Source organism: Blautia sp. ZXY-1-C6, from assembly GCF_056339875.1.
Genome location: NZ_JBWJVQ010000162.1, coordinates 25,524 through 51,205, shown reverse-complemented (window position 1 = coordinate 51,205; position 25,682 = coordinate 25,524). Strand labels below are relative to the sequence as shown.

16 protein-coding genes, 3 pseudogenes and 1 riboswitch are annotated in these 25,682 nt (G+C 42.9%); of the genes and pseudogenes, 16 read left to right on the top strand and 3 right to left on the bottom strand.

Features of this window, described 5'->3' with window-relative positions:
• Nucleotides 1-506 (top strand): annotated as a pseudogene (locus AC075J_RS07835) (fucose isomerase); the annotation flags it as partial.
• A 144-nt stretch (nucleotides 507-650) separates the two neighbouring features.
• Nucleotides 651-2,108: a xylulokinase gene (xylB, locus tag AC075J_RS07830; protein ID WP_025578933.1), complete on the top strand. Its 1,458-nt coding sequence runs from the start codon at nucleotides 651-653 to the stop codon at nucleotides 2,106-2,108.
• A gap of 111 nt (nucleotides 2,109-2,219) precedes the next feature.
• Here the strand turns inward: xylB and AC075J_RS07825 are convergent, their stop codons facing one another.
• Nucleotides 2,220-3,155, bottom strand: a complete 936-nt coding sequence (locus tag AC075J_RS07825; protein ID WP_118331336.1) for a LysR family transcriptional regulator — start codon at nucleotides 3,153-3,155, stop codon at nucleotides 2,220-2,222.
• A gap of 97 nt (nucleotides 3,156-3,252) precedes the next feature.
• Between AC075J_RS07825 and AC075J_RS07820 the strand changes: the two genes are divergently transcribed.
• Nucleotides 3,253-4,695, top strand: coding sequence for an aspartate ammonia-lyase (locus AC075J_RS07820; protein ID WP_173679290.1), 1,443 nt, complete (start codon nucleotides 3,253-3,255; stop codon nucleotides 4,693-4,695).
• 108 nt (nucleotides 4,696-4,803) lie between these two features.
• On the opposite strand, the gene AC075J_RS07815 is transcribed toward AC075J_RS07820, so the two are convergent.
• Nucleotides 4,804-6,489 carry a formate--tetrahydrofolate ligase gene (locus tag AC075J_RS07815; RefSeq protein ID WP_055199687.1) on the bottom strand — a complete coding sequence of 562 codons (1,686 nt, stop codon included), beginning with the start codon at nucleotides 6,487-6,489 and terminating at the stop codon, nucleotides 4,804-4,806.
• Between the two features lie 164 nt (nucleotides 6,490-6,653).
• A riboswitch (ZMP/ZTP riboswitch) is annotated at nucleotides 6,654-6,739 on the bottom strand.
• 169 nt (nucleotides 6,740-6,908) lie between these two features.
• A pseudogene (locus AC075J_RS07810) lies at nucleotides 6,909-7,079 on the bottom strand (DUF6783 domain-containing protein).
• Between AC075J_RS07810 and AC075J_RS07805 the strand changes: the two are divergent.
• The 13 genes and pseudogenes from AC075J_RS07805 to AC075J_RS07745 form a co-directional block, all read left to right on the top strand.
• Nucleotides 7,038-7,157: pseudogene (locus AC075J_RS07805) on the top strand (DUF6783 domain-containing protein); the annotation flags it as partial. The pseudogenes AC075J_RS07810 and AC075J_RS07805 overlap by 42 nt on opposite strands.
• A 554-nt stretch (nucleotides 7,158-7,711) precedes the next feature.
• A complete protein-coding gene (locus AC075J_RS07800; protein WP_476390210.1) occupies nucleotides 7,712-9,169 on the top strand; it encodes an aminotransferase class I/II-fold pyridoxal phosphate-dependent enzyme in 1,458 nt (485 codons plus the stop codon).
• A gap of 2 nt (nucleotides 9,170-9,171) precedes the next feature.
• Nucleotides 9,172-10,032, top strand: coding sequence for a polyamine aminopropyltransferase (speE, locus tag AC075J_RS07795; protein WP_008708139.1), 861 nt, complete (start codon nucleotides 9,172-9,174; stop codon nucleotides 10,030-10,032).
• Complete coding sequence (locus tag AC075J_RS07790) at nucleotides 10,029-11,309, top strand: saccharopine dehydrogenase family protein (protein ID WP_020435602.1); 1,281 nt, start codon at nucleotides 10,029-10,031, stop codon at nucleotides 11,307-11,309. Before speE ends, AC075J_RS07790 begins: the two co-directional genes overlap by 4 nt.
• Nucleotides 11,299-12,420 (top strand): carboxynorspermidine decarboxylase, encoded by a 1,122-nt coding sequence (gene nspC / locus AC075J_RS07785; protein WP_476390209.1) that lies wholly within the window; start codon nucleotides 11,299-11,301, stop codon nucleotides 12,418-12,420. Before AC075J_RS07790 ends, nspC begins: the two co-directional genes overlap by 11 nt.
• A 34-nt stretch (nucleotides 12,421-12,454) precedes the next feature.
• A complete protein-coding gene (gene aguA, locus AC075J_RS07780) occupies nucleotides 12,455-13,558 on the top strand; it encodes an agmatine deiminase (protein ID WP_476390208.1) in 1,104 nt (367 codons plus the stop codon).
• A 102-nt stretch (nucleotides 13,559-13,660) separates the two neighbouring features.
• On the top strand, nucleotides 13,661-14,539 hold the full coding sequence (gene aguB, locus AC075J_RS07775) for an N-carbamoylputrescine amidase (RefSeq protein WP_476390207.1): 879 nt from the start codon (nucleotides 13,661-13,663) through the stop codon (nucleotides 14,537-14,539).
• A 227-nt stretch (nucleotides 14,540-14,766) separates the two neighbouring features.
• The gene (locus tag AC075J_RS07770) at nucleotides 14,767-15,228 is read left to right on the top strand and encodes a DUF1700 domain-containing protein (protein WP_368219375.1); all 462 of its coding nucleotides are present in this window, start codon (nucleotides 14,767-14,769) and stop codon (nucleotides 15,226-15,228) included.
• Between the two features lie 202 nt (nucleotides 15,229-15,430).
• Nucleotides 15,431-20,140, top strand: coding sequence for an isopeptide-forming domain-containing fimbrial protein (locus AC075J_RS07765; RefSeq protein WP_476390206.1), 4,710 nt, complete (start codon nucleotides 15,431-15,433; stop codon nucleotides 20,138-20,140).
• Nucleotides 20,137-21,024, top strand: coding sequence for a class B sortase (srtB, locus tag AC075J_RS07760; RefSeq protein WP_390387362.1), 888 nt, complete (start codon nucleotides 20,137-20,139; stop codon nucleotides 21,022-21,024). Before AC075J_RS07765 ends, srtB begins: the two co-directional genes overlap by 4 nt.
• A 191-nt stretch (nucleotides 21,025-21,215) precedes the next feature.
• Nucleotides 21,216-22,307 carry a GntR family transcriptional regulator gene (locus AC075J_RS07755; RefSeq protein WP_173702876.1) on the top strand — a complete coding sequence of 364 codons (1,092 nt, stop codon included), beginning with the start codon at nucleotides 21,216-21,218 and terminating at the stop codon, nucleotides 22,305-22,307.
• 43 nt (nucleotides 22,308-22,350) lie between these two features.
• Nucleotides 22,351-23,850, top strand: coding sequence for an L-arabinose isomerase (gene araA, locus AC075J_RS07750; RefSeq protein WP_008708151.1), 1,500 nt, complete (start codon nucleotides 22,351-22,353; stop codon nucleotides 23,848-23,850).
• A gap of 226 nt (nucleotides 23,851-24,076) precedes the next feature.
• Entirely contained in the window at nucleotides 24,077-25,681 is a 1,605-nt protein-coding gene (locus tag AC075J_RS07745) for a xylulokinase (protein ID WP_008708153.1), read from the top strand.
• Nucleotide 25,682: the final 1 nt, after the last annotated feature.

The window sequence follows — 25,682 nt, the reverse complement described above, 5'->3', positions numbered from 1 at the left end:
ATGAAGATATTAAAGGAAAATACGATTATAAGCTTACTGATACATTTATGGGATTCCATTGTGGAAATACTCCTGCATGCAAGATGTGTGATTCCAGAGCTGTTAAATATCAGCTGATCCAGCACAGACTTCTTGAGCCGGCAGGATCTGAACCAGACTTCACAAGAGGAACTCTTGAAGGTGATATCGCTGCATCTGACATTACATTCTATCGTTTACAGTGCAATTCCGAGGGCGAGCTGGTTTCTTATGTTGCAGAAGGTGAAGTACTGGATGTACCTACCAGATCATTCGGTGGTATCGGTATTTTCGCAATCAAAGAAATGGGAAGATTCTACCGTCACGTACTGATCGAGGGCAACTATCCGCATCATGGAGCAGTTATGTTTGGACATTACGGAAAAGCATTCTATGAGGTAGTGAAATTCCTTGGACTGGATGTTAAGAAGATTGGATACAACCAGCCTGCAGGTGTAAGATACCCGACAGAGAATCCATGGGGTTAATGAGAAATCAGTAAAACGGATTATTAATGTTCATGTGAAGTGAATGAATCTGAATACAGAATAAATAAACTGACACTATATTAAAGGCATCCCGGGGCTTTGCTCTGGGATGTATTAGATTAGAAATAGAAAAGGAGAGCACTTATGTATTATATTGGTATTGATCTTGGTACTTCCGCTGTAAAACTTCTTCTTATGGAAGAATCGGGAAAAATCTGTAACATCGTATCCAGAGAATATCCTTTATTCTTCCCACATCCGGGCTGGTCTGAGCAGAAACCGGAAGACTGGTTTGCGCAGAGTATGGAAGGTATGAAAGAGCTGACAAAGGATATCGACAGAGCGCAGGTAGCAGGAATTGGTTTTGGCGGCCAGATGCATGGTCTGGTAACACTTGACAAGGATGATAATGTGATCCGTCCTGCAATCCTCTGGAATGACGGACGTACAGGCGAAGAGACAGAATATCTGAATACAGTGATCGGAAAAGACAAACTTTCACAGTATACAGCAAATATTGCTTTCGCAGGCTTCACAGCACCGAAGATCCTCTGGATGCAGAAAAATGAGCCTGAGAACTTTAAGAAGGTAGTAAAGATTATGCTTCCTAAGGATTATCTGGCATATCGTCTGTCCGGTTCTTTTTGTACAGATGTTTCTGATGCTTCCGGTATGCTTCTTCTTGATGTGAAGAACCGCTGCTGGTCAAAAGAAATGCTGGAGATCTGTGGAATCACAGAAGAGCAGCTTCCGAAACTGTATGAGAGTTGGGAAGTAGTAGGAACTCTGAAACCTGAGATTGCGAAAGAACTTGGATTCAGTGAGAATGTAAAAGTTGTTGCAGGTGCAGGTGACAATGCGGCAGCTGCTGTAGGAACAGGTACAGTTGGTGACGGTCAGTGTAATATTTCTCTTGGAACATCCGGAACTGTGTTTATTTCCAGCAAGAACTTTGGTGTGGACGAAAATAACGCACTTCATTCTTTCTGTCATGCAGATGGAAGCTATCATCTGATGGGATGCATGCTCAGCGCAGCTTCCTGTAACAAATGGTGGGCAGAGGAGATTCTTCAGACAAAGGATTTCGCAGCAGAGCAGGCTCCAATTCAGAAGCTGGGAGAGAATCATGTATTCTTCCTTCCATATTTGATGGGAGAACGTTCACCTCATAATAATCCTGATGCAAGAGGTGTATTCTTCGGAATGTCCATGGACAGCACAAGAGCAGACATGACACAGGCTGTTCTGGAAGGTGTTGCCTTTGGTCTTCGTGATTCCCTGGAAGTTGCAAGAAACCTTGGAATCAAGATTGAGAGAACCAAGATCTGCGGTGGTGGAGCTAAGAGCCCACTGTGGAAGAAGATCATTGCAAACGTTATGAACCTGAAGGTTGATGTTCTGGAGAACGAAGAAGGACCGTCCATGGGTGGAGCTATGCTGGCAGCAGTAGGCTGTGGTGCTTACCCGGATGTAGAAACCATCGGTAAGAAATTTGCCAAAGTTGTTGATACGGTAGAACCGGATCCTGAACTGGTTGCAAAATATGAAGAGAGATATCAGAAGTTCAGAACTCTGTATCCGGCGATGAAGCCATTGTTCTAATCGAATATCTGCCTGACATACTGGGGTTGTTGTGCTTATTTAGCACAACAACCCCATTTTGACGTACATCTGATGATGACCAATCACCATAGCCTATTTGATTATGACATATCAGGAAAAGGGCAGCTTCAGGAATTCTTCCATGGCTCTGCTGATATAGCGGCCTTTCTTCCAGTAAAAAAACACAGTGCGTTTACTGCTCTGACCGGGCAGCTTATAAAAAACAAGTTCTGAATTTGTTGGAACTCTGGAGAGCAGAAGATCCCCGATGAAAGTGATACCCATTCCCAAACATGCAATATTATAGGCAGTCATCTGCTGATCCAGGCGAAATACTACAGAAGGCGAAAAGTGATTTTCCTGACAAATGGTAAGTGCACGCTTACCGGTATCATTATCTGAACGAAGAATAATAAATGGTTCGTTCTCGAATTTGTTTAATGGAACAGAAGGAATATGAGAAGAACGGAACTGCCCGTTCCGGATTTCCTCAATAGGAATCTGATATTTCTGCAGTCTGGTATTTACTGAATAATTTTTGGGAACCGCTAGAAGAAGTTGTTCTTTCTGGTAGGTATAATGTTCAAAAATCTGGTTATCCAGGATGCAGTTATCGATTACCAGATCTAACTTTCCGGCCTGGAGAAACTGGGATAGCTTTGCTGTACTTTCTTCTACAAGAGAAATTTGAACATGGGGGAATTTTTGGGAAAAATCAGCAATAAGGGGAGGCAGAATCCACGAAGAAAAAAAGTTACTGCCACCTACATTAAGAGTTCCTGTTTTGAGATTTCCCAGATCCAGTAGGTAGTTTTCGAGATTATTTTCAATATCCATGACTTTTTCAACAGCCTGTATATAATGTTTTCCGACTTCAGTTAACTGTAAAGGTTTGGTACTTCGATCAAAAATAGGATAACCAATGCGGTTTTCCACACGTTTTACATTGGCGCTTAAAGAAGGCTGCGAAATGAAAAGAGCAGCAGCAGCTTTGGAAAAGCTTTTTTCCTTGTAGACCTCATAGATGTATTCCATTCCCTGAAACATACAAACTCCTCCGATATATAATTTAAACACTATATATTTTATAAAAATATATGTATTTGATTATATTATAGCAGAGATATATAATGAGGGCAAATACATGGGAGGGCGAATAACTATGAAAAAAACAGACTATCGTGTAGAAAGGGATTCTATTGGTGTAAAGGATATTCCGGAAGATGTATATTATGGAGTACAATCCTTACGTGCGGCTGAAAATTTCCACATTACGGGGCTGAATATGCATCCGGAAATTATTAACAGTCTTGCATACATAAAAAAAGCAGCAGCGATAACCAATTGTGAGGTGGGGCTTCTTGAGAAGAAAAAAGCACAGGCGATTGTCCAGGCATGTGATGAAATTGTTTCAGGAAAATTCCATAATGAATTTATTGTGGATCCTGTTCAGGGAGGAGCTGGCACATCTTTAAATATGAATGCCAATGAAGTAATTGCAAATCGCGCGATTGAGATACTGGGAGGAAAAAAGGGCGATTATACAATTATAAATCCTAACGATGATGTGAATTGTGGACAGTCTACCAATGACGTTATTCCTACTGCCGGTAAAATGACTTCTCTTCGTTTGTTGCAGAATCTGAAAAAACAGCTTCTTCGCCTCTATGATGCTCTTAATGAAAAAGCTACAGAGTTTGATCACATAATAAAAATGGGGCGTACACAGATGCAGGATGCAGTACCAATTCGTCTGGGACAGGAATTTAAGGCATATTCGGTAGCAATCATGCGTGATATCCACAGAATGGATAAAGCAATGGATGAAATGCGGACTCTTAATATGGGAGGTACTGCTATTGGAACAGGAATTAATGCAGATGAGGGCTATCTGAGAAGAATTGTTCCAAATCTCACTGAAATATCGGGAATGGACTTTATACAGGCTTTTGATCTGATTGATTCCACTCAGAATCTGGATTCATTTGTAGCCGTTTCCGGTGCTGTGAAAGCATGTGCGGTAACTCTTTCCAAAATGTCAAATGATCTCCGTCTGATGTCCTCCGGTCCACGTACTGGTTTTGGGGAGATTAATCTTCCGGCAAAACAGAATGGTTCCTCTATTATGCCAGGTAAAGTTAATCCGGTTATTCCTGAAGTAGTGAATCAGGTTGCTTTTAATATTATTGGTAATGATGTTACCATTACCATGGCTGCAGAGGCTGGTCAGCTGGAATTAAATGCGTTTGAGCCGATTATTTTCTATTGCATGTTTCAGTCTATCGATACTCTTGGCTATGCAGTCCAGACATTGGTGGATAATTGTATTGTAGGAATTACGGCAAATGAAGAAAGATGCCGTTATCTGGTAGAAAACAGTGTAGGTATTATCACTGCAATCAGCCCCCATCTTGGATATCAGAAGGCTGCGGATATTGCAAAAAAGGCAATTAAGACAGGCGAATCTGTAAGAAGTCTGATTCTGAAAGAAAAGCTTATGGACGAGGATGAACTTAATCGCATTCTGGATCCGATCCATATGACGGAACCTGGTATTTCCGGAAAAGATTATCTTATAAAAAAATAAAGAAAAAAACAGGCGGGAAAATCTTCCCGCCTGTTAAATCGTCTGGACACATATCATACATAAATATGATTTTTATATTTTTGAATTATTCGATTGATTTCAACCGGATTAGAACAGACCTGTGATCTTACCTGTCTCGTCTACGTCGATTCTCTCAGCAGCCGGAACTTTAGGAAGACCTGGCATTGTCATGATCTCACCTGTAAGAGCTACGATGAATCCTGCACCAGCGGAAATCTTCAGGTTACGTACTGTAACTTCGAAGTCAGTAGGAGCACCCAGTTTAGTCTGGTCATCTGTTAAGCTGTACTGTGTCTTAGCTACACAGATCGGGCAGTTGCCAAAGCCAAGAGCTTCTAACTGTTTCGCCTGTTTCTGAGCGTTAGCTGTCAGAACTACTCTCTTACCGCCATATACTTTCTGAACGATCTGGTTCAGTTTGTCTTCGATAGAACCTTCCAGTTCATATGCATAGGAGAAGTCGTTTGGTTCTTCAACAAGACGGATAACTTCTTCTGCAAGTTTGATTCCGCCTTCGCCGCCTTTTGCCCATACTTCAGAAAGAGCAACGTTAACGCCCAGTTCTTTACATTTAGCTTCTACAAAGTCAAGCTCTGCTTTTGTATCTGTAGGGAATGCGTTGATAGCAACAACACATGGAAGTTTGTATACGTTTTTGATGTTGGAAACGTGTTTTAACAGGTTCGGGATACCTTTTTCAAGAGCTTCCAGGTTTTCATTGTTAAGGTCAGCTTTAGCAACGCCGCCGTTGTATTTCAGGGCACGTACTGTAGCTACGATTACAACTGCGCTTGGTTTTAAACCAGCCATACGGCATTTGATATCAAGGAATTTCTCAGCACCAAGGTCAGCACCGAAACCAGCTTCTGTGATTGCATAATCAGCAAGCTTCATAGCCATCTTTGTAGCTGTTACAGAGTTACATCCATGAGCGATGTTTGCGAATGGTCCACCATGTACGATTGCAGGAACGTGTTCCAGAGTCTGTACAAGGTTTGGTTTCAGAGCATCTTTTAACAGGGCTGTCATAGCGCCTTCTGCGTGAAGGTCACCTGCTGTTACAGGTTTCTGCTCGGAAACTTTTCCGTATGTATATCCGATGATGATCTTGGATAATCTTTCTTTCAGGTCTTTGATGTCGCTTGCAAGACAGAGAACTGCCATGATTTCAGATGCAACTGTGATGTCGTATCCGTCTTCACGAGGCATACCGTTTGTCTTTCCGCCAAGACCATCTACTACGTTACGAAGCTGACGGTCGTTCATATCTACACATCTTCTCCATGTGATCTTACGTGGGTCGATGTTTAATGCATTGCCCTGGAAGATGTGGTTGTCGATCATGGCTGCAAGTAAGTTGTTAGCTGCGCCGATTGCATGGAAGTCACCTGTGAAGTGAAGGTTGATGTCTTCCATCGGAACAACCTGTGCGTATCCGCCGCCTGCTGCACCACCTTTTACACCGAATACCGGTCCTAAGGATGGCTCACGAAGAGCTACCATAACACTCTTGCCAAGTCTCTGCATACCATCTGCAAGACCTACAGTAGTAGTAGTTTTACCTTCTCCTGCTGGAGTTGGGTTGATAGCTGTAACGAGGATTAATTTTCCATCCTTCTTATCACTTTCTTTCAGAAGATTGTAGTCGATTTTTGCTTTGTATTTTCCGTACTGCTCCAGATATTTGTCGTCAATACCTGCTTTCTCTGCGATCTGAGTAATTGGAAGCATCTCGCATTCCTGTGCAATTTCAATGTCTGATTTGAATCCCATAATTGTTTTTCTCCTTTCGTTTCCGCATAACATGAAAAACTTCTGTTGCTGTTCACTCCGCGATCAGCAACAATTATTAATTGAAAGAAGTATCGGCCGGTCTGTCTGACATTCCTGATTTCTGCTCCGGAAATTATAAAAAAAGGCCAGTATCTGAATACTTCAAATACTGCCCAGACGGTCGGCTCCCACAAACCTCCGACTCCACGTGGTTTGCACTCCACTCTTTCCGTCAGTACTCGAAGGTTCTTTCAATTGATGAATACAATATATCATTTTGAGAAAAAAATGTCAAGAAATTTTTGTTGAAACGTCAAAAAATGTGAGTAAACTGGATAAAAGTTGTGCAAATTGATAAGAGAAGAGAATCGTAATCCCTGGTAATGAAAGAAAATACGTTTTCTCAAGGAAAGAAATTGTTAAAAAATAAACACAGTTTTCCCTGATAAATGAAGAAAATATAAAAAGCGGGTAAAGCTAGAGCGTGTCTGAAAAATCATTCCCGCAATCTGCACGCCCCACTTTGCGGGATATTTCACCCGAATTCAGTTGCCGTAGCCCGCTACGGCGCCCTCATCCGGGCAAAATATACCACAAATTGTGACGCACATCTTGCAGAAAGCCTTTTTCAGACACGCTCTAGTGCAAAATATGGAAAATGGAATTGACAACAGTTCAGAAGATATGTTATTCTCATCTTTAGTATGAAAAGACACTATCGTTTTCATGCAAATATTTGCTCACATTCAGAGACAGTTTCTGAATGTTAAGCCATACGGACAGGCGGGGCAGTTGCCGGGTGGGAGACACCACATTATTGATTGAGTTAGAAGCTCAAATTTTATAAGTTGATTACTTTATAATAATCAGTGCGTAAGCACACATCATCTTGTGAAACGGTCAATAAGAGCATAGCATATATTTGCCAGCGATTGAAGACGACAGCAGTCATGAATATTTCAGAATACGGGAACAGGCACAGGATACAGACGGATTTATACGGGAAATCCGATCAGTATATAAAGAGACAGAGCCTGAGAAATTCTATAGATCATGAGAGAAGCAGATGGTGAATGAACTTATCTGCTTCTTTTTTTGTGCAGATATAGCAAATATATAGAGAAATAATTAATCATTGTGCCGGTTTGAGGCAGTATACAATTGCTGAATGATAGAACTGTATTTGCCGGTACATGACGACAGGAAAAGAGGAACATGTCAAATGGATTATGAAAGACAACAGCATGCGCCCATATATGAAGCACTGGAACGTTTCCGAAAGAAGAGAGTCGTTCCCTTTGATGTGCCGGGACATAAAAGAGGAAGAGGAAATCCGGAGCTTGCACAGTTGCTGGGAGAGAAATGTGTGGGGCTGGATGTTAATTCTATGAAGCCGCTGGACAATCTCTGCCACCCGGTTTCGGTGATCAGAGAAGCGGAGGAGCTTGCAGCAGATGCTTTTGGCGCAGCGCATGCATTCCTTATGGTAGGAGGAACCACATCTGCAGTGCAGAGCATGATCCTGTCTGTCTGCAAGGCAGGGGATAAGATCATTCTGCCGCGAAATGTACATAAAAGTGCCATCAATGCCCTGGTACTGTGCGGTGCAATTCCGGTTTATGTAAACCCGGAGGTGAATGCGCAGCTGGGCATTTCCCTTGGCATGGAAGTCAGTCAGGTGGAGAAGGCTATGGATGAGAATCCGGATGCGGTGGCAGTTCTTGTAAATAACCCTACCTATTATGGAATCTGTTCGGATCTGCGGACTATCGTAAAGAAGGCTCATGCAAGAGGAATGAAGGTGCTGGCAGATGAGGCTCATGGAACCCATCTTTATTTCGGCAGAAACCTTCCTGTATCCGGAATGGCGGCAGGTGCTGACATGGCGGCAGTTTCCATGCACAAATCCGGCGGAAGTCTGACACAGAGTTCGCTGCTGCTTTTGAATAAGAGTATGAATGCAGAGAAAGTGCGCCAGATCATCAATCTGACTCAGACCACAAGCGCTTCTTATCTTCTGTTGTCCAGTCTGGATATCTCCAGAAGAAATCTGGCACTCAGGGGAGAGGAATCCTTTGAAAAGGTTGCAGGGATGGCGCAGTATGCCAGAGAGGAGATCAATGAGATCGGCGGTTATTATGCATATGGTATGGATCTGATCAACGGAACCAGTGTTTTTGATTTTGATGTTACAAAACTCTCCATTTATACACTGGGAAATGGGCTGGCAGGTATTGAAGTTTATGATCTTCTCAGAGATGAATATGATATTCAGATCGAGTTTGGAGATATCTGTAATATTCTGGCTTACATTTCCATTGGAGACAGGCTTCAGGATATTGAGAGACTGGTAGGGGCACTGGCTGATATTGAACGTCTGTATAAGAAGGACAGCACAGGTATGCTTTCCGGGGAATATATCGCACCTGCAGTGGTGGCGTCTCCACAGCAGGCATTTTATGCGGAGAAAGAATCTCTGCCCATGGAACAGACGGTAGGCAGGATCAGCGGTGAATTTGTTATGTGTTATCCTCCGGGAATCCCGATTCTTGCTCCTGGGGAAATGGTGACACAGGAAATTGTAGAATACATTCTTTATGCAAGAGACAAAGGCTGTTCCATGCAGGGAATGGAGGATCCGAAGGTAGAACATCTTCAGGTCCTGAAAGGGGGTATCTGATCATGGAATTATGGTATTCTGAGTTCCATACAGGAAATGTAAAGCTTTCTGTCCGGATTAATCGACAGTTATTTTCAGGGGAAAGTGAATTTCAGAGAATCGATGTGTTTGAGTCTGAAGAATTTGGAAGATTTGTGGCTCTGGACGGTGAGATCGTATTCTCTGATAAAGATGAATTTATTTATGATGAGATGGTCACGCATGTGCCAATGACAGTACATCCCAATGTAAAAAATGTTCTGATCATCGGCGGCGGTGACGGTGGAGTTGCCAGAGAACTGATCCATTATCCACAGATTGAGAGCATTGATGTGGTGGAATCCGATAAAATGTTTGTGGATGTATGTGCGGAGATGTTTCCGGATATTGCCCAGGGACTGAAGGATGAGAGAGTCAACATTTATTATGAAGACGGCCTTCGGTTCCTGCGGAATAAAAAGGCCAGATATGACCTGATCATCAATGATTCCACAGATCCGCTGGGACATACAGAGGGACTTTTTACAAAGGAATTCTACGGAAGCTGTTATAAGGCTCTCAGAGATGACGGAATCATGGTTTATCAGCATGGAAGTCCTTTTTATGATGAGGATGAGGTGGAATGCAGAAAGATGCACAGAAAGGTTTTCCGGTCATTTCCGGTGAGCAGGGTTTATCAGGCACATATCCCTACCTGTCCCTCGGGATACTGGCTTTTTGGATTTGCATCAAAGAAATATCATCCACTGGAAGATTTCAGGCCGGAGAGGTTTGATAATCTTAATATAGAAACATGGTATTATACAACAAACCTTCACAGAGGAGCATTTATGCTTCCAAAATATGTAGAAGATTTACTGGAAGAGGAGGAAAATAGTTTATGAGCAGATTATTGGTAATCGGATGTGGTGGGGTAGCTTCAGTGGCAATTCGCAAATGCTGTCAGAACAGCGATGTTTTTACAGAGATTATGATCGCAAGCAGGACAAAGGAAAAATGCGATGCACTCAAAGAAAAGATTGAAAGTACAACGAAGACAAAAATTGAGACAGCAAAGGTAGATGCGGATAATGCAGCAGAGGTCGCAGAATTGATCAGAGCCTATAAGCCGGATGCTGTCCTGAATGTGGCACTTCCATATCAGGATCTTACCATCATGGATGCATGTCTGGAAGCCGGTGCGGATTATATTGATACTGCCAATTATGAAGCAGAGGATACAGAAGATCCCACATGGCGTGCAATCTACGAAAAGAGATGTAAAGAAAAAGGCTTTACTGCATATTTCGATTATTCCTGGCAGTGGGCTTATGATGAGAAATTTAAGGAAGCAGGACTGACTGCTCTTCTGGGAACCGGTTTTGATCCGGGTGTTACCAGTGTATTTAGTGCCTATGCCCTGAAGCATTATTTTGATGAAATCCATACCATTGATATTCTGGACTGTAACGGCGGTGATCATGGATATCCTTTTGCCACAAACTTTAACCCGGAGATCAATCTTCGAGAGGTTTCCGCAAATGGTTCCTACTGGGAAGACGGACATTGGGTAGAAACAGAGCCTATGGAATTTAAATCTGTCTACGATTTCCCTGAGGTAGGAAAGAAGGATATGTATCTTCTTCATCATGAAGAGATTGAATCACTGGCAAAAAATATTCCGGGAGTACAGAGAATCCGTTTCTTTATGACATTCGGACAGAGCTATCTGACACATATGAAATGTCTGGAAAATGTAGGAATGCTTTCCACCGCACCTGTGGAATTTAATGGACAGGAGATCGTGCCGATCCAGTTTTTGAAAGCTCTTCTGCCGGATCCTGCATCTCTGGGTCCGAGAACAGTGGGTAAAACCAATATTGGCTGTATTTTCACAGGTGTTAAGGACGGAAAAGAGAAAAGTATTTATATTTATAATGTATGTGATCATCAGGAATGCTATAAAGAGGTGGAATCCCAGGCAATCTCCTATACAACAGGTGTTCCGGCTATGATCGGTTCCATGATGGTAGTGACCGGACAGTGGAAGAAGCCGGGTGTATTTAATGTGGAAGAATTTGATCCGGATCCATATATGGAAGCACTGAACAAATGGGGACTTCCATGGAAAGTCTGCGAAGATCCTGAACTGGTAAAGGTCTGGAAAGCCAATGAAGATTGATCAACTGCAAACTCCCTGCTATGTGATCGATGAGAAGAAGATGCGGGAGAATCTGGAGATTTTGAAAAAAGTCCAGGAGGATACCGGGTGTAAGATCCTTCTGGCGCAGAAAGCGTTTTCCGGCTTTGCCCTGTATCCCATGATCGGAAAATATCTGGCAGGTACCACTGCCAGCGGTCTGTTTGAGGCAAGGCTTGGACATGAAGAGATGGGGAAAGAGAATCATGTTTTTTCCCCTGCTTACCGTACAGAAGATATAGAGGAACTGGATCGGATCTGTGACCATATTATCTTTAATTCCACAGCACAGCTGAAGAAATTTAAAGATGTGTGTACCAGAGCCAGTCTGGGACTCCGTATTAATCCGGAATGCTCCACTCAGGGGGATCATGCAATCTATGATCCCTGTGCGCCGGGTTCCAGGCTGGGGGTTACCAGAGAGAACTTTGACGGGGAATGTCTGAAATGGATCGACGGACTGCATTTCCATACGCTCTGCGAACAGAATGCAGATGACCTGGAGAAAACATTGCAGGCGGTAGAGGAGAAGTTTGGAGAATTTCTGTCTGAGGTTTCCTGGTTGAATATGGGCGGCGGACATCATATTACCAGAGAGGATTATGATGTAAAGCGACTGGAAAAATGTATTCGGCATATGAAGGAAACCTATGATCTGGATATTTATCTGGAGCCCGGGGAGGCTATTGCTCTGAATGCCGGATATCTGGTGACAGAGGTTATGGACATTGTGGAGAATGGAATCAGAACGCTGGTTCTGGATGCTTCTGCAGCCTGCCATATGCCGGATGTGCTGGAGATGCCCTATCGTCCGCCTCTTAAGGACAGCGGGGAAGCAGGGGAGAAGGCATATACCTACCGCTTATCCTCCTGCACCTGTCTGGCAGGAGATGTAATCGGAGATTATTCCTTTGACAGAGAGATCCGGATCGGGGACAAGCTGTATTTTATGGATATGGCGATTTATTCTATGGTGAAGAATAATACATTTAACGGTATGCCGCTGCCGGATATTGCGGTTATGTATGAGGACGGAGAGTGTGAGGTTATCAGACATTTCGGATACGAAGACTTTAAGAGCCGGCTTTCCTGATATCTGCCGGGCTATCAAAGAAAAGGAGACAGACATGGAAGTTACAGAAAAGAACAGAACAAAATATCGTATGCCCGGAGAATTTGAGCCTCATGAGGGATGTGTGATGATCTGGCCGGAACGTCCCGGTTCCTGGAATTATGGGGCAAGGGAAGCACAGAAAGCATTTGTGGAAGTTGCAGAGGCTATTGGAGAGAGCGAAAATGTATATATGCTGGTTTCCAAAGCTCAGATGGAGAATGCAAAGAATCAGCTTGGAAATGTTTCCGGTGTGACTTTGCTGGAATGCGAGACAGATGATGCCTGGGCGAGAGATGTGGGAGCAACCATGGTTCTGGATGAGAAAGGGGCGGTCTGTGGAGTTGACTGGCAGTTTAATGCCTGGGGAGGAGACTTTGATGGACTTTACCGGAACTGGGAGAAGGACGACAGGGTGGCTGCCTTTATCTGCAGGACTCTTGGTTGTCCATGTCTGGATGCCAGACCTTTTGTGCTGGAGGGCGGTTCCATCCATTCTGACGGAGAGGGGACTCTGATTGTTACAGAGGCCTGTCTTCTGAGTCAGGGACGCAATCCTCAGATGAGCAGGGAACAGATAGAGGAACAGTTGAAGTACTGGCTCGGTGTCCACAAGATTATCTGGCTTCCATGTGGAATCTATCAGGATGAAACCAATGAGCATGTGGATAACGTGTGCGCTTTTGTAAAGCCCGGAGAGGTTGTGCTTGCATGGACAGAGGATGAGGCAGATCCGCAGTATGCCATGTCTCTGGCTGATCTGAAGGTGCTGGAACAGGAAACAGATGCAAAAGGCAGAAAATTTAAGATTCATAAGCTTCCGATTCCTCAGAAACCGGTTTGCCTTACCCGGGAAGATGTGGATGGTTTTGTGTTTGAAGAGGGAGAAGACGAACGGGAAGCCGGAGAACGGATGGCTGCCAGTTATGTGAATTTCTATATTTCCAATGGAGGGATTATCCTTCCTCAGTTTGGGGATGAAAATGACAAAAGGGCAGTGGAGATTCTGCAGAAGTGTTTTCCGGAGAGAAGGATTTATCCCATTGATGCCAGAGCCATTATTGTCGGCGGTGGGAATATTCACTGTATTACCCAGCAGATTCCCGGAAAGAATATCTGACCTTGATGCAGAAAAACTTTGAGAGTCATGTGTTTGAGGGTTATTACCTGAAAGTTATGAAAAAACTTACTTATGTAAACAGGAGCAGGAGGAACAGACAGGATGAGAAATGTAACAGTGGCAGCAGTTCAGATGAAATGCAGTAAAAGTGCGGAGAAAAATATTGCCCATGCAGAGGAACTGGTGCGTCAGGCAGCAGCAAAGGGAGCTGAGATTGTTCTTCTTCCGGAGCTTTTTGAACGGCCCTATTTCTGCCAGGAGCGCAGATATGAGTATTATGAATATGCGCAGACTGCAGAGGAAAACCCTGCAGTGCGTCATTTCAGCAGGGTAGCGGCAGAGCTGGGGATTGTGATCCCGGTCAGCTTTTATGAAAAAGAGGTTAATAATACCTATAACAGCGTTGCGGTTCTGGATGCAGATGGGAAGAATCTCGGCGTTTACCGGAAAACACATATTCCGGATGACCATTATTATCAGGAAAAATTCTATTTCACACCGGGAGATACCGGCTTTAAGGTTTTTGATACCAGATTTGGAACCATTGGAGTTGGAATCTGCTGGGATCAGTGGTTCCCGGAAACGGCAAGATGTATGGCACTGCAGGGAGCAGAGCTTCTCTTTTATCCCACTGCCATCGGCAGTGAACCCATCCTGGAATGTGACAGCATGGAACACTGGAGAAGATGTATGCAGGGACACGCTGCCTCCAACCTGATTCCTGTGATCGCTGCCAACAGAATCGGTGAGGAAACAGTAGAGCCATGTCCGGAAAACGGAATGCAGAAATCGGCTCTTAATTTTTACGGCTCTTCTTTTATCACAGACAACACAGGTGCTCTCTGTGCAGAACTGCCCGGAGGGGAAGAGGGGGTGCTTGTAAGCACTTTTGACCTGGATGCATTAAAGGCAGACAGACTGAACTGGGGACTTTTCAGAGACCGCAGACCTGAAATGTATGCAAAAATTGTCGGGAAATGACATACAAGCCAAAATTCCATTGCCGCAGGCAATCTGGAATGAATTTTGGCTCAGTTACTGAGAACGGAGTGAACAGTAACTGAGTTTATAAGAATTTCATAAAAAGTTTATGATTATATTAGTTGCTACCTGCGGTATATATGGTAAAATAAGAGTACGAACGTTACTGATAACGGAGCGAGCAGTAGAGTTTTGACATGTATTTCTGGCAAAATGGAGTGTAGAAGATGAACAGAAAAGAATTTTTGGAAATCCTGAGAAGCCAGCTTGCCGGTCAGATGCAGGAGGGCAAAGCAGCAGCACATATCAGGTATTATGAAGATTATATACAGTCTCAGGTACGTGGCGGACGTTCAGAGCAGGAAGTACTGCAGGAACTGGGAGACCCGCATCTGATAGCAAAGACTCTGATCGATACAGATGATGGAAGTACACAGGAAGATTACGGAGAGTATTCTTCTTATGGAAGCAGTTATGGCAATGAGACAGAGCTTCCTCATCAGCAGGAGAAAAGATGGAAAAAAGTAATCGATCTTTCTACCTGGCATGGCAGGGCTGTTGTTATTGCAGCGGCGGCTGTTATAATTGTTTTACTGATACTGATAATCGGAGTTGCGATTCCGTTTTTTATTATTCTTGCAATTATTCTTTATTTTCTTTCATGGCTGAAGAAAAGAAATAATCAATGAAAATCTGTGCAGGGTTTCAGAAAAGAAACCCTGCGCAGAATCTTAAAAATCTTAAGTGGAAACGTTCTTGTTTCACGATATTAATTCCCCTTGAATATTTATAATCATACATTTCAACTTATTTCTATTCTTTAATCCTGCCAGGTGCAGGGAAAAATCCCACATTCATTTTTATATTTTTTGTTCGGAAAGGAGACGGAAAATGAAACACAATTTCAAACTGAAAGAACGCCTTGGAGCTTTGCTGCTTGCAATGCTTTTTATTCTGCAGGCAATTCTGGGGCTTGTGCCTGTCTGCGTAACTCAGGCGGCACCGTTAACTGTAGAAACATGGGACAGTGACAAGGTGGTAGATTATGGTTATCGCTTTAACATGAAGTTTCAGCCCGGAATTACCACATATGAATCTTTTGGGTGTGATAATCTGGACAGGGAAGCTTTTTCAGACAATGGAAAAAGTGAACGTGACACAGAGTGCGTTCGTGTAGGAGCGGACTATAAAGCCGGAAGCGCAGGGATGCGTTATAACAATGTAGGAAAAGATGGAAATGGAAATATTGTTGATGTCAGACTCATTCTTGTGGGAGTAGAGAATGCAGAACCCCGTTATGATTTGCGCACTGCAGAATCGATTGTTCAGAATAAAGGCGGAGCTACGTTTGCATGGAAAGATAATGAAGCTTATCCAATGGTTGGCTTTTCCAAAAACAGTATCGGTGTATTTATTTATTCTGTAGGATACGCAAAGGTTAAGTTTCAGTTTCTGAAGCATGGAACAGAAGAAACACTGCCAATCAGTGGCCATGGAACCATACGTGATATTGATGCGGGACAGGGAGTCCGTATTCCGTCAGACAGCAGTCTGGATAATGCATATGTTCTGAAAAACAATGATTATCTGACGGTAGATGGAAATTCTGTAAGCTCACCCCTTGGTTCCGTTGAGCCGGATGATCCGAGAGGATGGCTGAATCTTTTTTATGATACAGATAATTTTACGGTAGAATTCTGTCATCAGTTCAGACTGGATAAATGGGATAAAAGTCGTGAAGATGCCATTGCAAAAGCCGGTTCTCAGGAAAGATGGGCAGAGATTACAAGAAATAAATATCTGGATCCATCAGGCAACAGTTATTGTCCGAACTTTAAAGGACAGAAATACTGCAAAGCATATGCATATTTTGATTTTACATCCTATTGTTTCGGTGATGTTGAGATGAAAAAAGCGCCTGAGAAACGTGTGGGAGAGGCAAACTGTACATGGGAACAGGCAGCTGCCGCATCAAAAGAAAAACCTTTTGGCATTCGTCAGGGACAGGAATTTCAGTATATGATCAGGGCGGAGGTGACACCCAATAGACTGAAATCCTTTGTGGTACAGGATATACTTGAGGATTGTCTTACTATAGAGGATGCATCAAAAGTCAGTATTGTGAATGATGCAGGGCAGACAGTGACAGACTGGTTTGATGTTGCTGTTGAAGGACAGAAAGTGACCTGCAGGGCCAAAGCAGAGAGCCTTCAGGATGAAGCATTTACAGATAATCAGACTTACACATTTACTTTAAAAGTACGCCAGAGACCGGAATCAGAAATTAACATTTCAAAATACCTTGCAGAGGATGGATACAGTATTCTTGTACCAAACCATGCATCCATGAGTTATGAACGTACAAACGGAAGCGGAGATACAATGGATACGGAAACAGTGTGGGTAAAGGGTGTGATTCCACCGGAACTGGAAGTAAAGAAAAATACTTCTCAGTATGAATGGAAAACGGGAGATATCATAGATTATGAGATTCTGGTTTCTCAGACAAAACAGGATGTAAAAGCAGTAAATGTTGTTATTACAGACGAGCTTCCATCATGTCTGCAGCTTCTGGAAGGGCAGTATGCTGTAGAGACAAGTCAGGGAGGTGAGAACTGTACGCTTACCGGACAGGGAGAAAATGGATGGAAAGCAGAGTGTCCGTCCCTGAAGTATGGGGAGATGATCACAATCCGTTTTAAATGTCAGGCATCTGCGGATTCCAATGGACAGGAATGGGAAAATATTGTGACTGCAACAGCGGATAATCTGATCAATCCTGAGACAGGAGAACAGGAATCCAGAAAGGATATGGCAGAAGTATGGCCGAACAGTCCACAGCTTGAAATTGATAAAACAGCAGACAAATATGAATGGCAGGCAGGAGAGCAGGTAGCTTACCGGATCGTGGTGAATAATGTAACGGCAGGAACAATTGCAAAAGATGTAACTATTACTGATATTGGTCTGCCGCAGGGACTGGTTCTGGCAGGTGGTACACAGAGCATGGAAGTACTGGGAGTTCAGCAACAGGTAAACTATCCCGTACCGGATAAGAAAACAGGACAGGCATATGAAGCGAGACCTGTGGATTCTCAGTTGAATGCAGATGAGAACGGATTTTCTTTTTATTGTTCTTATGTACCATACAGTCAGCCTGTAACGATTATTTTCCATTGTATCGCACAGGAAGAGGCAAATGGACACGAAAGCGTAAATGCAGCAACTGTAAAAGCTGCTAATACAGATGAGAGATCTGATGATGCAGAAGTATATGTAAATTCAGGAGAATTCTGGATTGAGAAATCTGCAGATCATTATGAATGGCAGGTCGGAGAACAGGTACAGTACAATGTGGTGGTGGAGAATAAAAAAGCAGGTACAGTGGCTCGGAACGTAACTGTCTGGGATACCGGTATGCCGGCAGGACTTGCACTTTCATCGGCAGAGGATGTATCGGTAAGCGGAATCCCACAGAATATTACGCAGCTGACAGCAGGGACCAAAGATGTTTTGAATCAGCTCAATCCGGAATTTTATAATGAGACATCAGAGAAACCGGTGAATTATGAATTTTTTCAAGAAGGAAGCGGATGGAGACTGAACATTTCAGATCTTCCGGCAAATACTCCGGTTATGATTTCTTTCCTTTGCACAGTTACGGAAGTGGCAAATGGAATGGAAAGCATTAATGTTGCCAATGTGCAGGCGCAGAATGCCCCTGTTTCACAGGATGACGCAGAAGTGTATGTAAATACAGCAGTTCTTTCTGTTGAGAAAAGTTTTCAGAATCCATATCTGGCAGCCGGGGACGGACGTGCGGAAAATGAATTTCGGGTAGGAGAACAGGTGAATTATCAGGTTACGGTTAATAATCTTCAGAAGGGATCTATCGCAAGAAATCTTGTGATCAGTGATCTTTCCCTTCCTGAAGGGCTGGCTCTGGACGGAGCTGAAGATGCTGTTATTGTAAGCGGTGTTCCGGCTGTTATTCAGAATCCGGTGGCAGGAACTGATGATGCAGGAAATCAGCTGAATCCGGAAAATTATAAAGAAACAGTGGAAAAACCGGTCAGCTGTCAGGTTACACGTCAGGGAACCGGATGGATCGTGACGATTTCAGATCTTCCGTATCAGACACCTGTGACTGTTAATTTCCGCTGTACTGCGCAGGAAAGCGTAAATGGGATGGAGATTGTAAATACAGCACAGGCATATGCAGATAATGCACAGAAAGTAAAGGACTCCTCAAAAATCTGGGTGAACTCGCCTGTTCTTAAAGTAGAGAAGACGACGGACAAACCATTTTACAAATATGGTGATATTATTACATATCGCATTGTCCTGACACAGGAGCAGACCGGATGTGTGGCGCGTAATGTTACTTTGCAGGATGTGATCGATACTCAGGGAGTACGTCTTCTGAAGGATTCGGTGATTCTGATGGATGAGAAAGGAAATGTAGCAGATGCTGATGTACAGATCAATGATGATAATACTTTCCTGATGTCAACAGGCAGGACACTGGTCAGGGATAGCAGATATAGTATCTGCGATAATGATAAAGGCGGTCTTTTTGAGCAGATAATGTATAATCCTCTGGACTGTCAGGAACAGAAAAGTATGATCGTGGAATATCAGGCAGCAGTGATTGATGCAGCCCTGGCAGGACAGAAAGTGCACAATACTGCAGTTGCAGACAGCAGTGAAAAGATACCTGCAACCGGGGAAGCAGAGACAGAGGTACACAGTCCGATTCTGGAAATTGTGAAGGAATCAGATAAGAAAGAGTATGCGTCCGGTGAGAAAGGATACTATAAACTGACAGTAAGACAACTGCGTGAGGATGTCACAGATCAGAATATTGTTATCGAAGATAAACTGGAAACCCAAGGGGCTTCCATTGTAAAAGACAGCATTTTTGTGAAGAAAAACGGCATAGAACTGAAAGATGCCAAAATAGAGGCAGATGATACAGGATTTGTAATTCAGACAGGAGCATCGTTGTCAGATATGGATAAAATTGAAGTCTGCTATGAAATGGTATTTAAAACAGAAAGCACAGAGCCTGAAAAAATTGTAAACACAGCGAAAGCAAGAGGTGATATTTCACCGGAAATTACTGCACAGCAGGAGGCATATGTGAAAGCAAAAGCAGAACCGACTGCCACACCAACACCGTCTGCAACACCGAAACCAACAGAAACACCAAAGCCGACAGAGACACCAAAACCTACAGAAGTACCGAAACCGACGGAGCAGCCAAAAGCCACACCAACACCATCTGTACCGGGAACCTGCCCGAAAATGACTCCTGTACCGACGAAAGCACCGTTAGCATCTTACAATGGTGGAAATAATGGAGGCACGACTTCCGGAAGCGGAGGCAGCAGTTACGCAAATTCGGGTGGATATTCCGGTGGATACGGAAGCTATCAGGGTGGTTCCATGGCAGGAAGTTCTAAAACAGGAGATGTCAGACCGTTTAAAATGATGGCTGTTCTTGGACTTATCGGAATGGGACTGCTGACAGGAGGTGTAGTGATCTACAGAAGAACTGTTTCCGGGAAAAGAAATATAAAGGGTATGCCGCGGAAATGAAAAAACTCAGAACATTTGCAGTAAGTATGATCATAGCAGCAATTGGGCTTCTTATGTATTGTGCCGGCTTCTATATAAAAAGTTATGAACAGAATCTTGCAGCAAGGCAGGAATATGCAGAGCTTTCCCAAATGGCAGGGGTGAAGAACAGAGAAGGTGCCGGATTATTGGCAGATGGCAAAAAAACTGATGAAGACAGCAGTACAAAAAACAGTGAAAAAAAACGCAGGAAAAAACAGAGAAGATCTTCTGAATCAAAAAACAAAAACTGTACAGATGAAATCAGGGAATCCTTCGGGATTTCCTGGGAAAATTTAAGAAAGATCAACTCTCAGACAGTTGCCTGGATTACTGTCCCGGGAGCCGATATTTCTTATCCTGTAGTTCAGGCGGCGGATGATGAATATTACCTGAAACATAATTTCAGAGGAGAGGAAGATCTGTTTGGATGTATTTTTCTGGAACATGACATAAAAAAGAATTTTACAGATTCCCACAGTATTCTTTACGGGCATAATATAGAAGGTAATATGATGTTTGCAAATCTGAACCGTTATGAACAGCCTGAATTTCTGAAAAAATGTCCTGAAATTGAGATCACAACACCAAAAAGAAAGTTTCTGTACAAAATTTTTTCTGTGGAACAGGCATCTTCCCAAAGCCCGGCATTTGAATATGGATACAAGTTATCCAGTCCTGCATACAGGAGACAATTATCTATATTGAAAAATAATTCCATGTATGACACAGGAGTAGAGCCTGATGAAAGGGAGAGAATGGTGACTCTGATCACCTGTAATTCACGTCTGGATAAAGAAATACGTATGGCGGTACATGGGATTTGCCATGAATGTTATGGTATAGAAAAAGCTGAGCCGAAGTGATGTTGAAATCAATCGGATATTGGTAACTTTCGTAAAGGATGAACTGTTACTGTTCACATATCACTATCCCTCGAGGTGTTTTGGAAAAAACTAATGAAAAATCTCTCAATATTTTGTATAATTTATGCATAAAAAACAACTTGTTCGTACGTGCGTACAAGTTGTATCCTAAATACAGGAGGGAAGAAGACATGACAGATAATGGAAAGCCGAAATATTTCTCACTGATGGAACAGCTCAGAAGTGATATTATGTCAGGAGCTATCCGACCGGGAGAGAAGCTTCCTTCAGAAAACGAGCTTTCACAGAAATATTCCCTGAGTAGACATACAGTTCGTAAAGCACTGGGAATCCTGGAGCAGGACGGATATGTAGAGGCATTTCACGGAAGAGGTACTTATTGCTCTGAGAATATGCGCCATATAAAGAATTCAAAGAATATTGCGGTAGTGACCACATATATTTCTGATTATATTTTTCCGAGACTGATACAGGGAATGGATAATGTCCTTTCAGAAAGCGGTTACAGTATTATCCTGAAAAACACAGCAAACAGCAGACAGAAAGAGGCCAGATGTCTGGAGGAGCTTCTGAAGAAAGATATTGATGGACTGATCATTGAACCAAGCAAAAGTGAGATGATCTGTAAACACAGAAATCTTTATCAGAATCTGGATAAATTTGAAATTCCGTATGTGTTTATTCAGGGAATCTATTCAGAAATGAGGGATAAACCTCATATTCTTATGGATGATGCACAGGGAGGCTATCTTGTAACAAGATATCTGCTGGAACTGGGACATAAAAAGATCAAGGGTTTCTTTAAGGCAGACGATATGCAGGGACTGGAGCGCCACAAGGGATATGTGAAGGCCTTACAGGAGTCAGGGATTGCCTATGATCCTGATGATGTTGTCTGGTTTCATACAGAGGACAGGAAAGTAAAACCTGCACTGATGGCAAAAGAAATGGTACAGAGCGGACAGCTTCCGGATGGAATCGTCTGTTACAATGATCAGATTGCTGTTCAGGTTATGGAAGAACTGGAGAAAATGGGAGTCAGGATACCGGATGATATTTCCATTACCGGTTATGACAATTCACTGTATGCTCAGCGAGGAAGCGGAATCACAACGATAGCTCATCCGCAGGAAAAGCTGGGAGAAATGGCAGCAGAGCTTATACTTGAGAAGATCAACGGAGTTCCTGAAGAAGAAAGTAAGGTTGAAAGACTGATTTATCCGGAACTGATCATACGGGGATCATGCAGAAAAATATTGTAAACAAATGAAATAAATAAAAAATAAATCCAGGAGGAATTTTATCATGAAAACAGGAAGAAACTATAAGTTCTGGTTTTGTACAGGTTCACAGGATCTTTACGGAGATGAGTGCTTAAGAAAAGTTGCTGAGCATTCCAGAATCATTGTTGAGGAATTAAACAAGAGTGGTGTTCTTCCATTTGAATTAGTATGGAAACCAACACTGATCACAAACGAACTGATCCGTAAAACATTTAATGAGGCAAATGCAGATGAGGACTGTGCAGGTGTTATCACATGGATGCATACTTTCTCACCAGCAAAATCATGGATCCTTGGTCTGAAAGAATACAGAAAACCGCTTTGCCATCTTCATACACAGTTTAATGAGGAGATTCCTTATGATACCATTGATATGGATTTTATGAATGAAAACCAGTCTGCTCATGGCGGTCGTGAATATGGTCATATTGTTACAAGAATGGGAATCGAAAGAAAAGTTATTGTCGGACACTGGGCAGATAAAGATGTTCAGGAAAGACTTGCTTCCTGGATGCGTACAGCAGTTGGTATCATGGAGAGCAGTCATATCCGCGTATGTCGTGTAGCAGATAACATGAGAAACGTAGCTGTTACAGAAGGTGATAAAGTAGAAGCACAGATCAAATTCGGATGGGAAGTTGATGCTTATCCTGTAAATGAGATTGCTGATTATGTAAAAGATGTAGCTAAAGGTGATGTAGATGCGCTGGTAGATGAATACTACAGCAAATATGATATTCTTCTTGAGGGAAGAGATCCGGAAGAATTTAAACGTCATGTAGCAGTTCAGGCTCAGATTGAGATCGGATTTGAGAAATTCCTGGAAGAGAAAAATTATCAGGCAATCGTTACACACTTTGGAGATCTGGGTGCTCTTAAACAGCTTCCCGGACTTGCAATCCAGAGACTTATGGAAAAAGGCTATGGATTCGGTGCAGAAGGCGACTGGAAGACAGCTGCAATGGTTCGTCTGATGAAGATCATGACAGCTGGTGTAAAAGATGCAAAAGGAACTTCCATGATGGAAGACTATACATATAACTTTGTACCTGGAAAAGAAGGAATCCTTCAGTCTCATATGCTTGAGGTATGCCCGTCTGTCGCAGATGGTAAGATCGGCATTAAAGTATGCCCGCTTTCCATGGGTGACAGAGAAGATCCTGCAAGACTTGTATTCACAAGCAAGACAGGCCCGGGTATTGCAACATCCCTGATCGATCTTGGAGACCGTTTCCGTCTGATCATCAACGATGTGGAATGCAAGAAGGTTGAGAAACCGATGCCGAAGCTTCCTGTAGGAAGTGCATTCTGGACACCACAGCCAAATCTTAAGACAGGTGCAGAAGCATGGATCCTTGCAGGCGGAGCCCACCATACAGCATTCTCCTATGACCTGACAGCAGAGCAGATGGGTGACTGGGCAGCAGCTATGGGTATTGAAGCTGTTTACATTGATAAAGATACAAATATTCGTGATTTTAAGAATGAACTGAGATGGAATGAACTTGCATTCAGAAAATAATAATTTTTGTAATTAATACAGAGGCTGCCATATCAGGCTGAAATTAACTGCCTGGGATGGCAGCCCTGAGAAGTTTAAAGTAATAAAAAGTATGTTAAAACCGTAAAATTTCCATGGTAAAACAATAAAAGAAATGCAATAATATTGGTGTACAAACAATATATGATTATAGATTGTCGAATGATCTGTAATCATAAATAACAGAGAAACAGGGAGGTACATAAAAATGGGAGCAGCAGAAGCAAAAGCAGCGATTCTCGCTAACAAAACAGCGCTTGGTATTGAATTTGGTTCTACCAGGATCAAAGCAGTACTTGTAGATGATAAAAATCAGCCAATCGCATCTGGCGGTCATGAATGGGAAAATCGTTATGAAAACGGTGTCTGGACATATAGCCTTGATGATATCTGGACAGGCATTCAGGACTGTTATCAGGATATGGCAAGGGATGTGAAGGCAAAATATGACATAGAACTGGAATCTGTAGGTGCATTTGGCGTCAGCGCCATGATGCATGGATATATGCCATTTAACAAAGAGGGAGAACTTCTTGTACCATTCCGTACATGGAGAAATAATATTACAGGGGAAGCCAGTGAAAAGCTGATGGAGCTGTTTAATTACAATATTCCTCAGAGATGGAGTATCGCACATCTGTACCAGGCAATTCTTAATGGCGAGGAACATGTAAAAGATATCGATTATATTACAACTCTGGAGGCTTATGTCCACTGGAAACTGACAGGAAAGAGAGTTCTCGGTATCGGTGACGCAGCAGGTATGTTCCCGATTGATACCACAAAGGCAGATTACAACCAGGAGATGGTTGATAAATTCGATGAACTGGTTGCTCCTTATGGATTCTCATGGAAACTTCGCGATATTATGCCGAAAGCCCTTGTTGCAGGTGAAGATGCCGGTGTTCTTACAGAAGAAGGTGCGAAACTTCTCGACGTAACAGGAAAACTGAAAGCCGGAATCCCGATGTGCCCTCCGGAAGGTGATGCAGGAACAGGCATGGTTGCCACAAACAGTGTAGCAGTACGTACGGGTAATGTTTCCGCAGGAACTTCTGTATTTGCCATGATCGTTCTGGAAAAAGAGCTTTCCAGACCTTATAAAGAAATTGATATGGTTACCACTCCGTCCGGACATCTGGTAGCTATGGCTCATTCCAACAACTGTACCTCTGACCTGAATGCCTGGGTAAATGTATTTAAAGAGTTTGCAGAGGCTATGGGTATGGAAGTGGATATGAATAAACTGTTTGGAACTCTTTATAATAAAGCACTTGAAGGTGATCCGGACTGTGGCGGACTTCTGTCTTACTGCTATTTCTCAGGCGAGCATATGACAGGCTTTGAAGAAGGACGTCCGTTATTTGTACGTTCTCCTGAAAGCAAATTTAACCTTGCAAACTTTATGAGAACTAATCTGTATACATGCCTTGGAGCCATGAGAGTAGGTCTGAACCTTCTGTTTGAGAAAGAAAATGTAAAAGTAGACCGTCTTCTTGGTCATGGAGGATTATTCAAGACAAAAGGCGTAGGACAGCAGATTCTGGCAGATGCTGTCAATGCACCGGTATCTGTAATGGCTACTGCAGGTGAGGGCGGAGCCTGGGGAATCGCACTTCTTGCTTCTTATCTGGTAAATAAAGAAGAAGGTGAGACTCTGGAAAGCTTCCTTGATAATAAAGTATTTGCAGATCAGGAAAGCAGCACACTGGATCCAAAACCGGAAGGTGTGGCTGGATTCAATGCATTTATGGACAGCTATATGAAAGGTCTTTCTATTGAAAGAGCAGCAGTAGAGTCTGAAATCTGGTAAA

What these genes read in the sequence shown, in the direction of transcription:
- AC075J_RS07770 (WP_368219375.1), top strand. Translation starts at nt 14,767, where the DNA reads ATGAACAGAAAAGAATTTTTGGAAATCCTGAGAAGCCAGCTTGCCGGT.
- nspC (WP_476390209.1), top strand. Translation starts at nt 11,299, where the DNA reads ATGAAGATTGATCAACTGCAAACTCCCTGCTATGTGATCGATGAGAAG.
- AC075J_RS07815 (WP_055199687.1), bottom strand. Translation starts at nt 6,489, where the DNA reads ATGGGATTCAAATCAGACATTGAAATTGCACAGGAATGCGAGATGCTT.
- aguA (WP_476390208.1), top strand. Translation starts at nt 12,455, where the DNA reads ATGGAAGTTACAGAAAAGAACAGAACAAAATATCGTATGCCCGGAGAA.
- AC075J_RS07755 (WP_173702876.1), top strand. Translation starts at nt 21,216, where the DNA reads ATGACAGATAATGGAAAGCCGAAATATTTCTCACTGATGGAACAGCTC.
- AC075J_RS07825 (WP_118331336.1), bottom strand. Translation starts at nt 3,155, where the DNA reads ATGTTTCAGGGAATGGAATACATCTATGAGGTCTACAAGGAAAAAAGC.
- xylB (WP_025578933.1), top strand. Translation starts at nt 651, where the DNA reads ATGTATTATATTGGTATTGATCTTGGTACTTCCGCTGTAAAACTTCTT.
- AC075J_RS07800 (WP_476390210.1), top strand. Translation starts at nt 7,712, where the DNA reads ATGGATTATGAAAGACAACAGCATGCGCCCATATATGAAGCACTGGAA.
- speE (WP_008708139.1), top strand. Translation starts at nt 9,172, where the DNA reads ATGGAATTATGGTATTCTGAGTTCCATACAGGAAATGTAAAGCTTTCT.
- AC075J_RS07745 (WP_008708153.1), top strand. Translation starts at nt 24,077, where the DNA reads ATGGGAGCAGCAGAAGCAAAAGCAGCGATTCTCGCTAACAAAACAGCG.
- AC075J_RS07820 (WP_173679290.1), top strand. Translation starts at nt 3,253, where the DNA reads ATGGGAGGGCGAATAACTATGAAAAAAACAGACTATCGTGTAGAAAGG.
- AC075J_RS07790 (WP_020435602.1), top strand. Translation starts at nt 10,029, where the DNA reads ATGAGCAGATTATTGGTAATCGGATGTGGTGGGGTAGCTTCAGTGGCA.
- araA (WP_008708151.1), top strand. Translation starts at nt 22,351, where the DNA reads ATGAAAACAGGAAGAAACTATAAGTTCTGGTTTTGTACAGGTTCACAG.
- aguB (WP_476390207.1), top strand. Translation starts at nt 13,661, where the DNA reads ATGAGAAATGTAACAGTGGCAGCAGTTCAGATGAAATGCAGTAAAAGT.
- AC075J_RS07765 (WP_476390206.1), top strand. Translation starts at nt 15,431, where the DNA reads ATGAAACACAATTTCAAACTGAAAGAACGCCTTGGAGCTTTGCTGCTT.
- srtB (WP_390387362.1), top strand. Translation starts at nt 20,137, where the DNA reads ATGAAAAAACTCAGAACATTTGCAGTAAGTATGATCATAGCAGCAATT.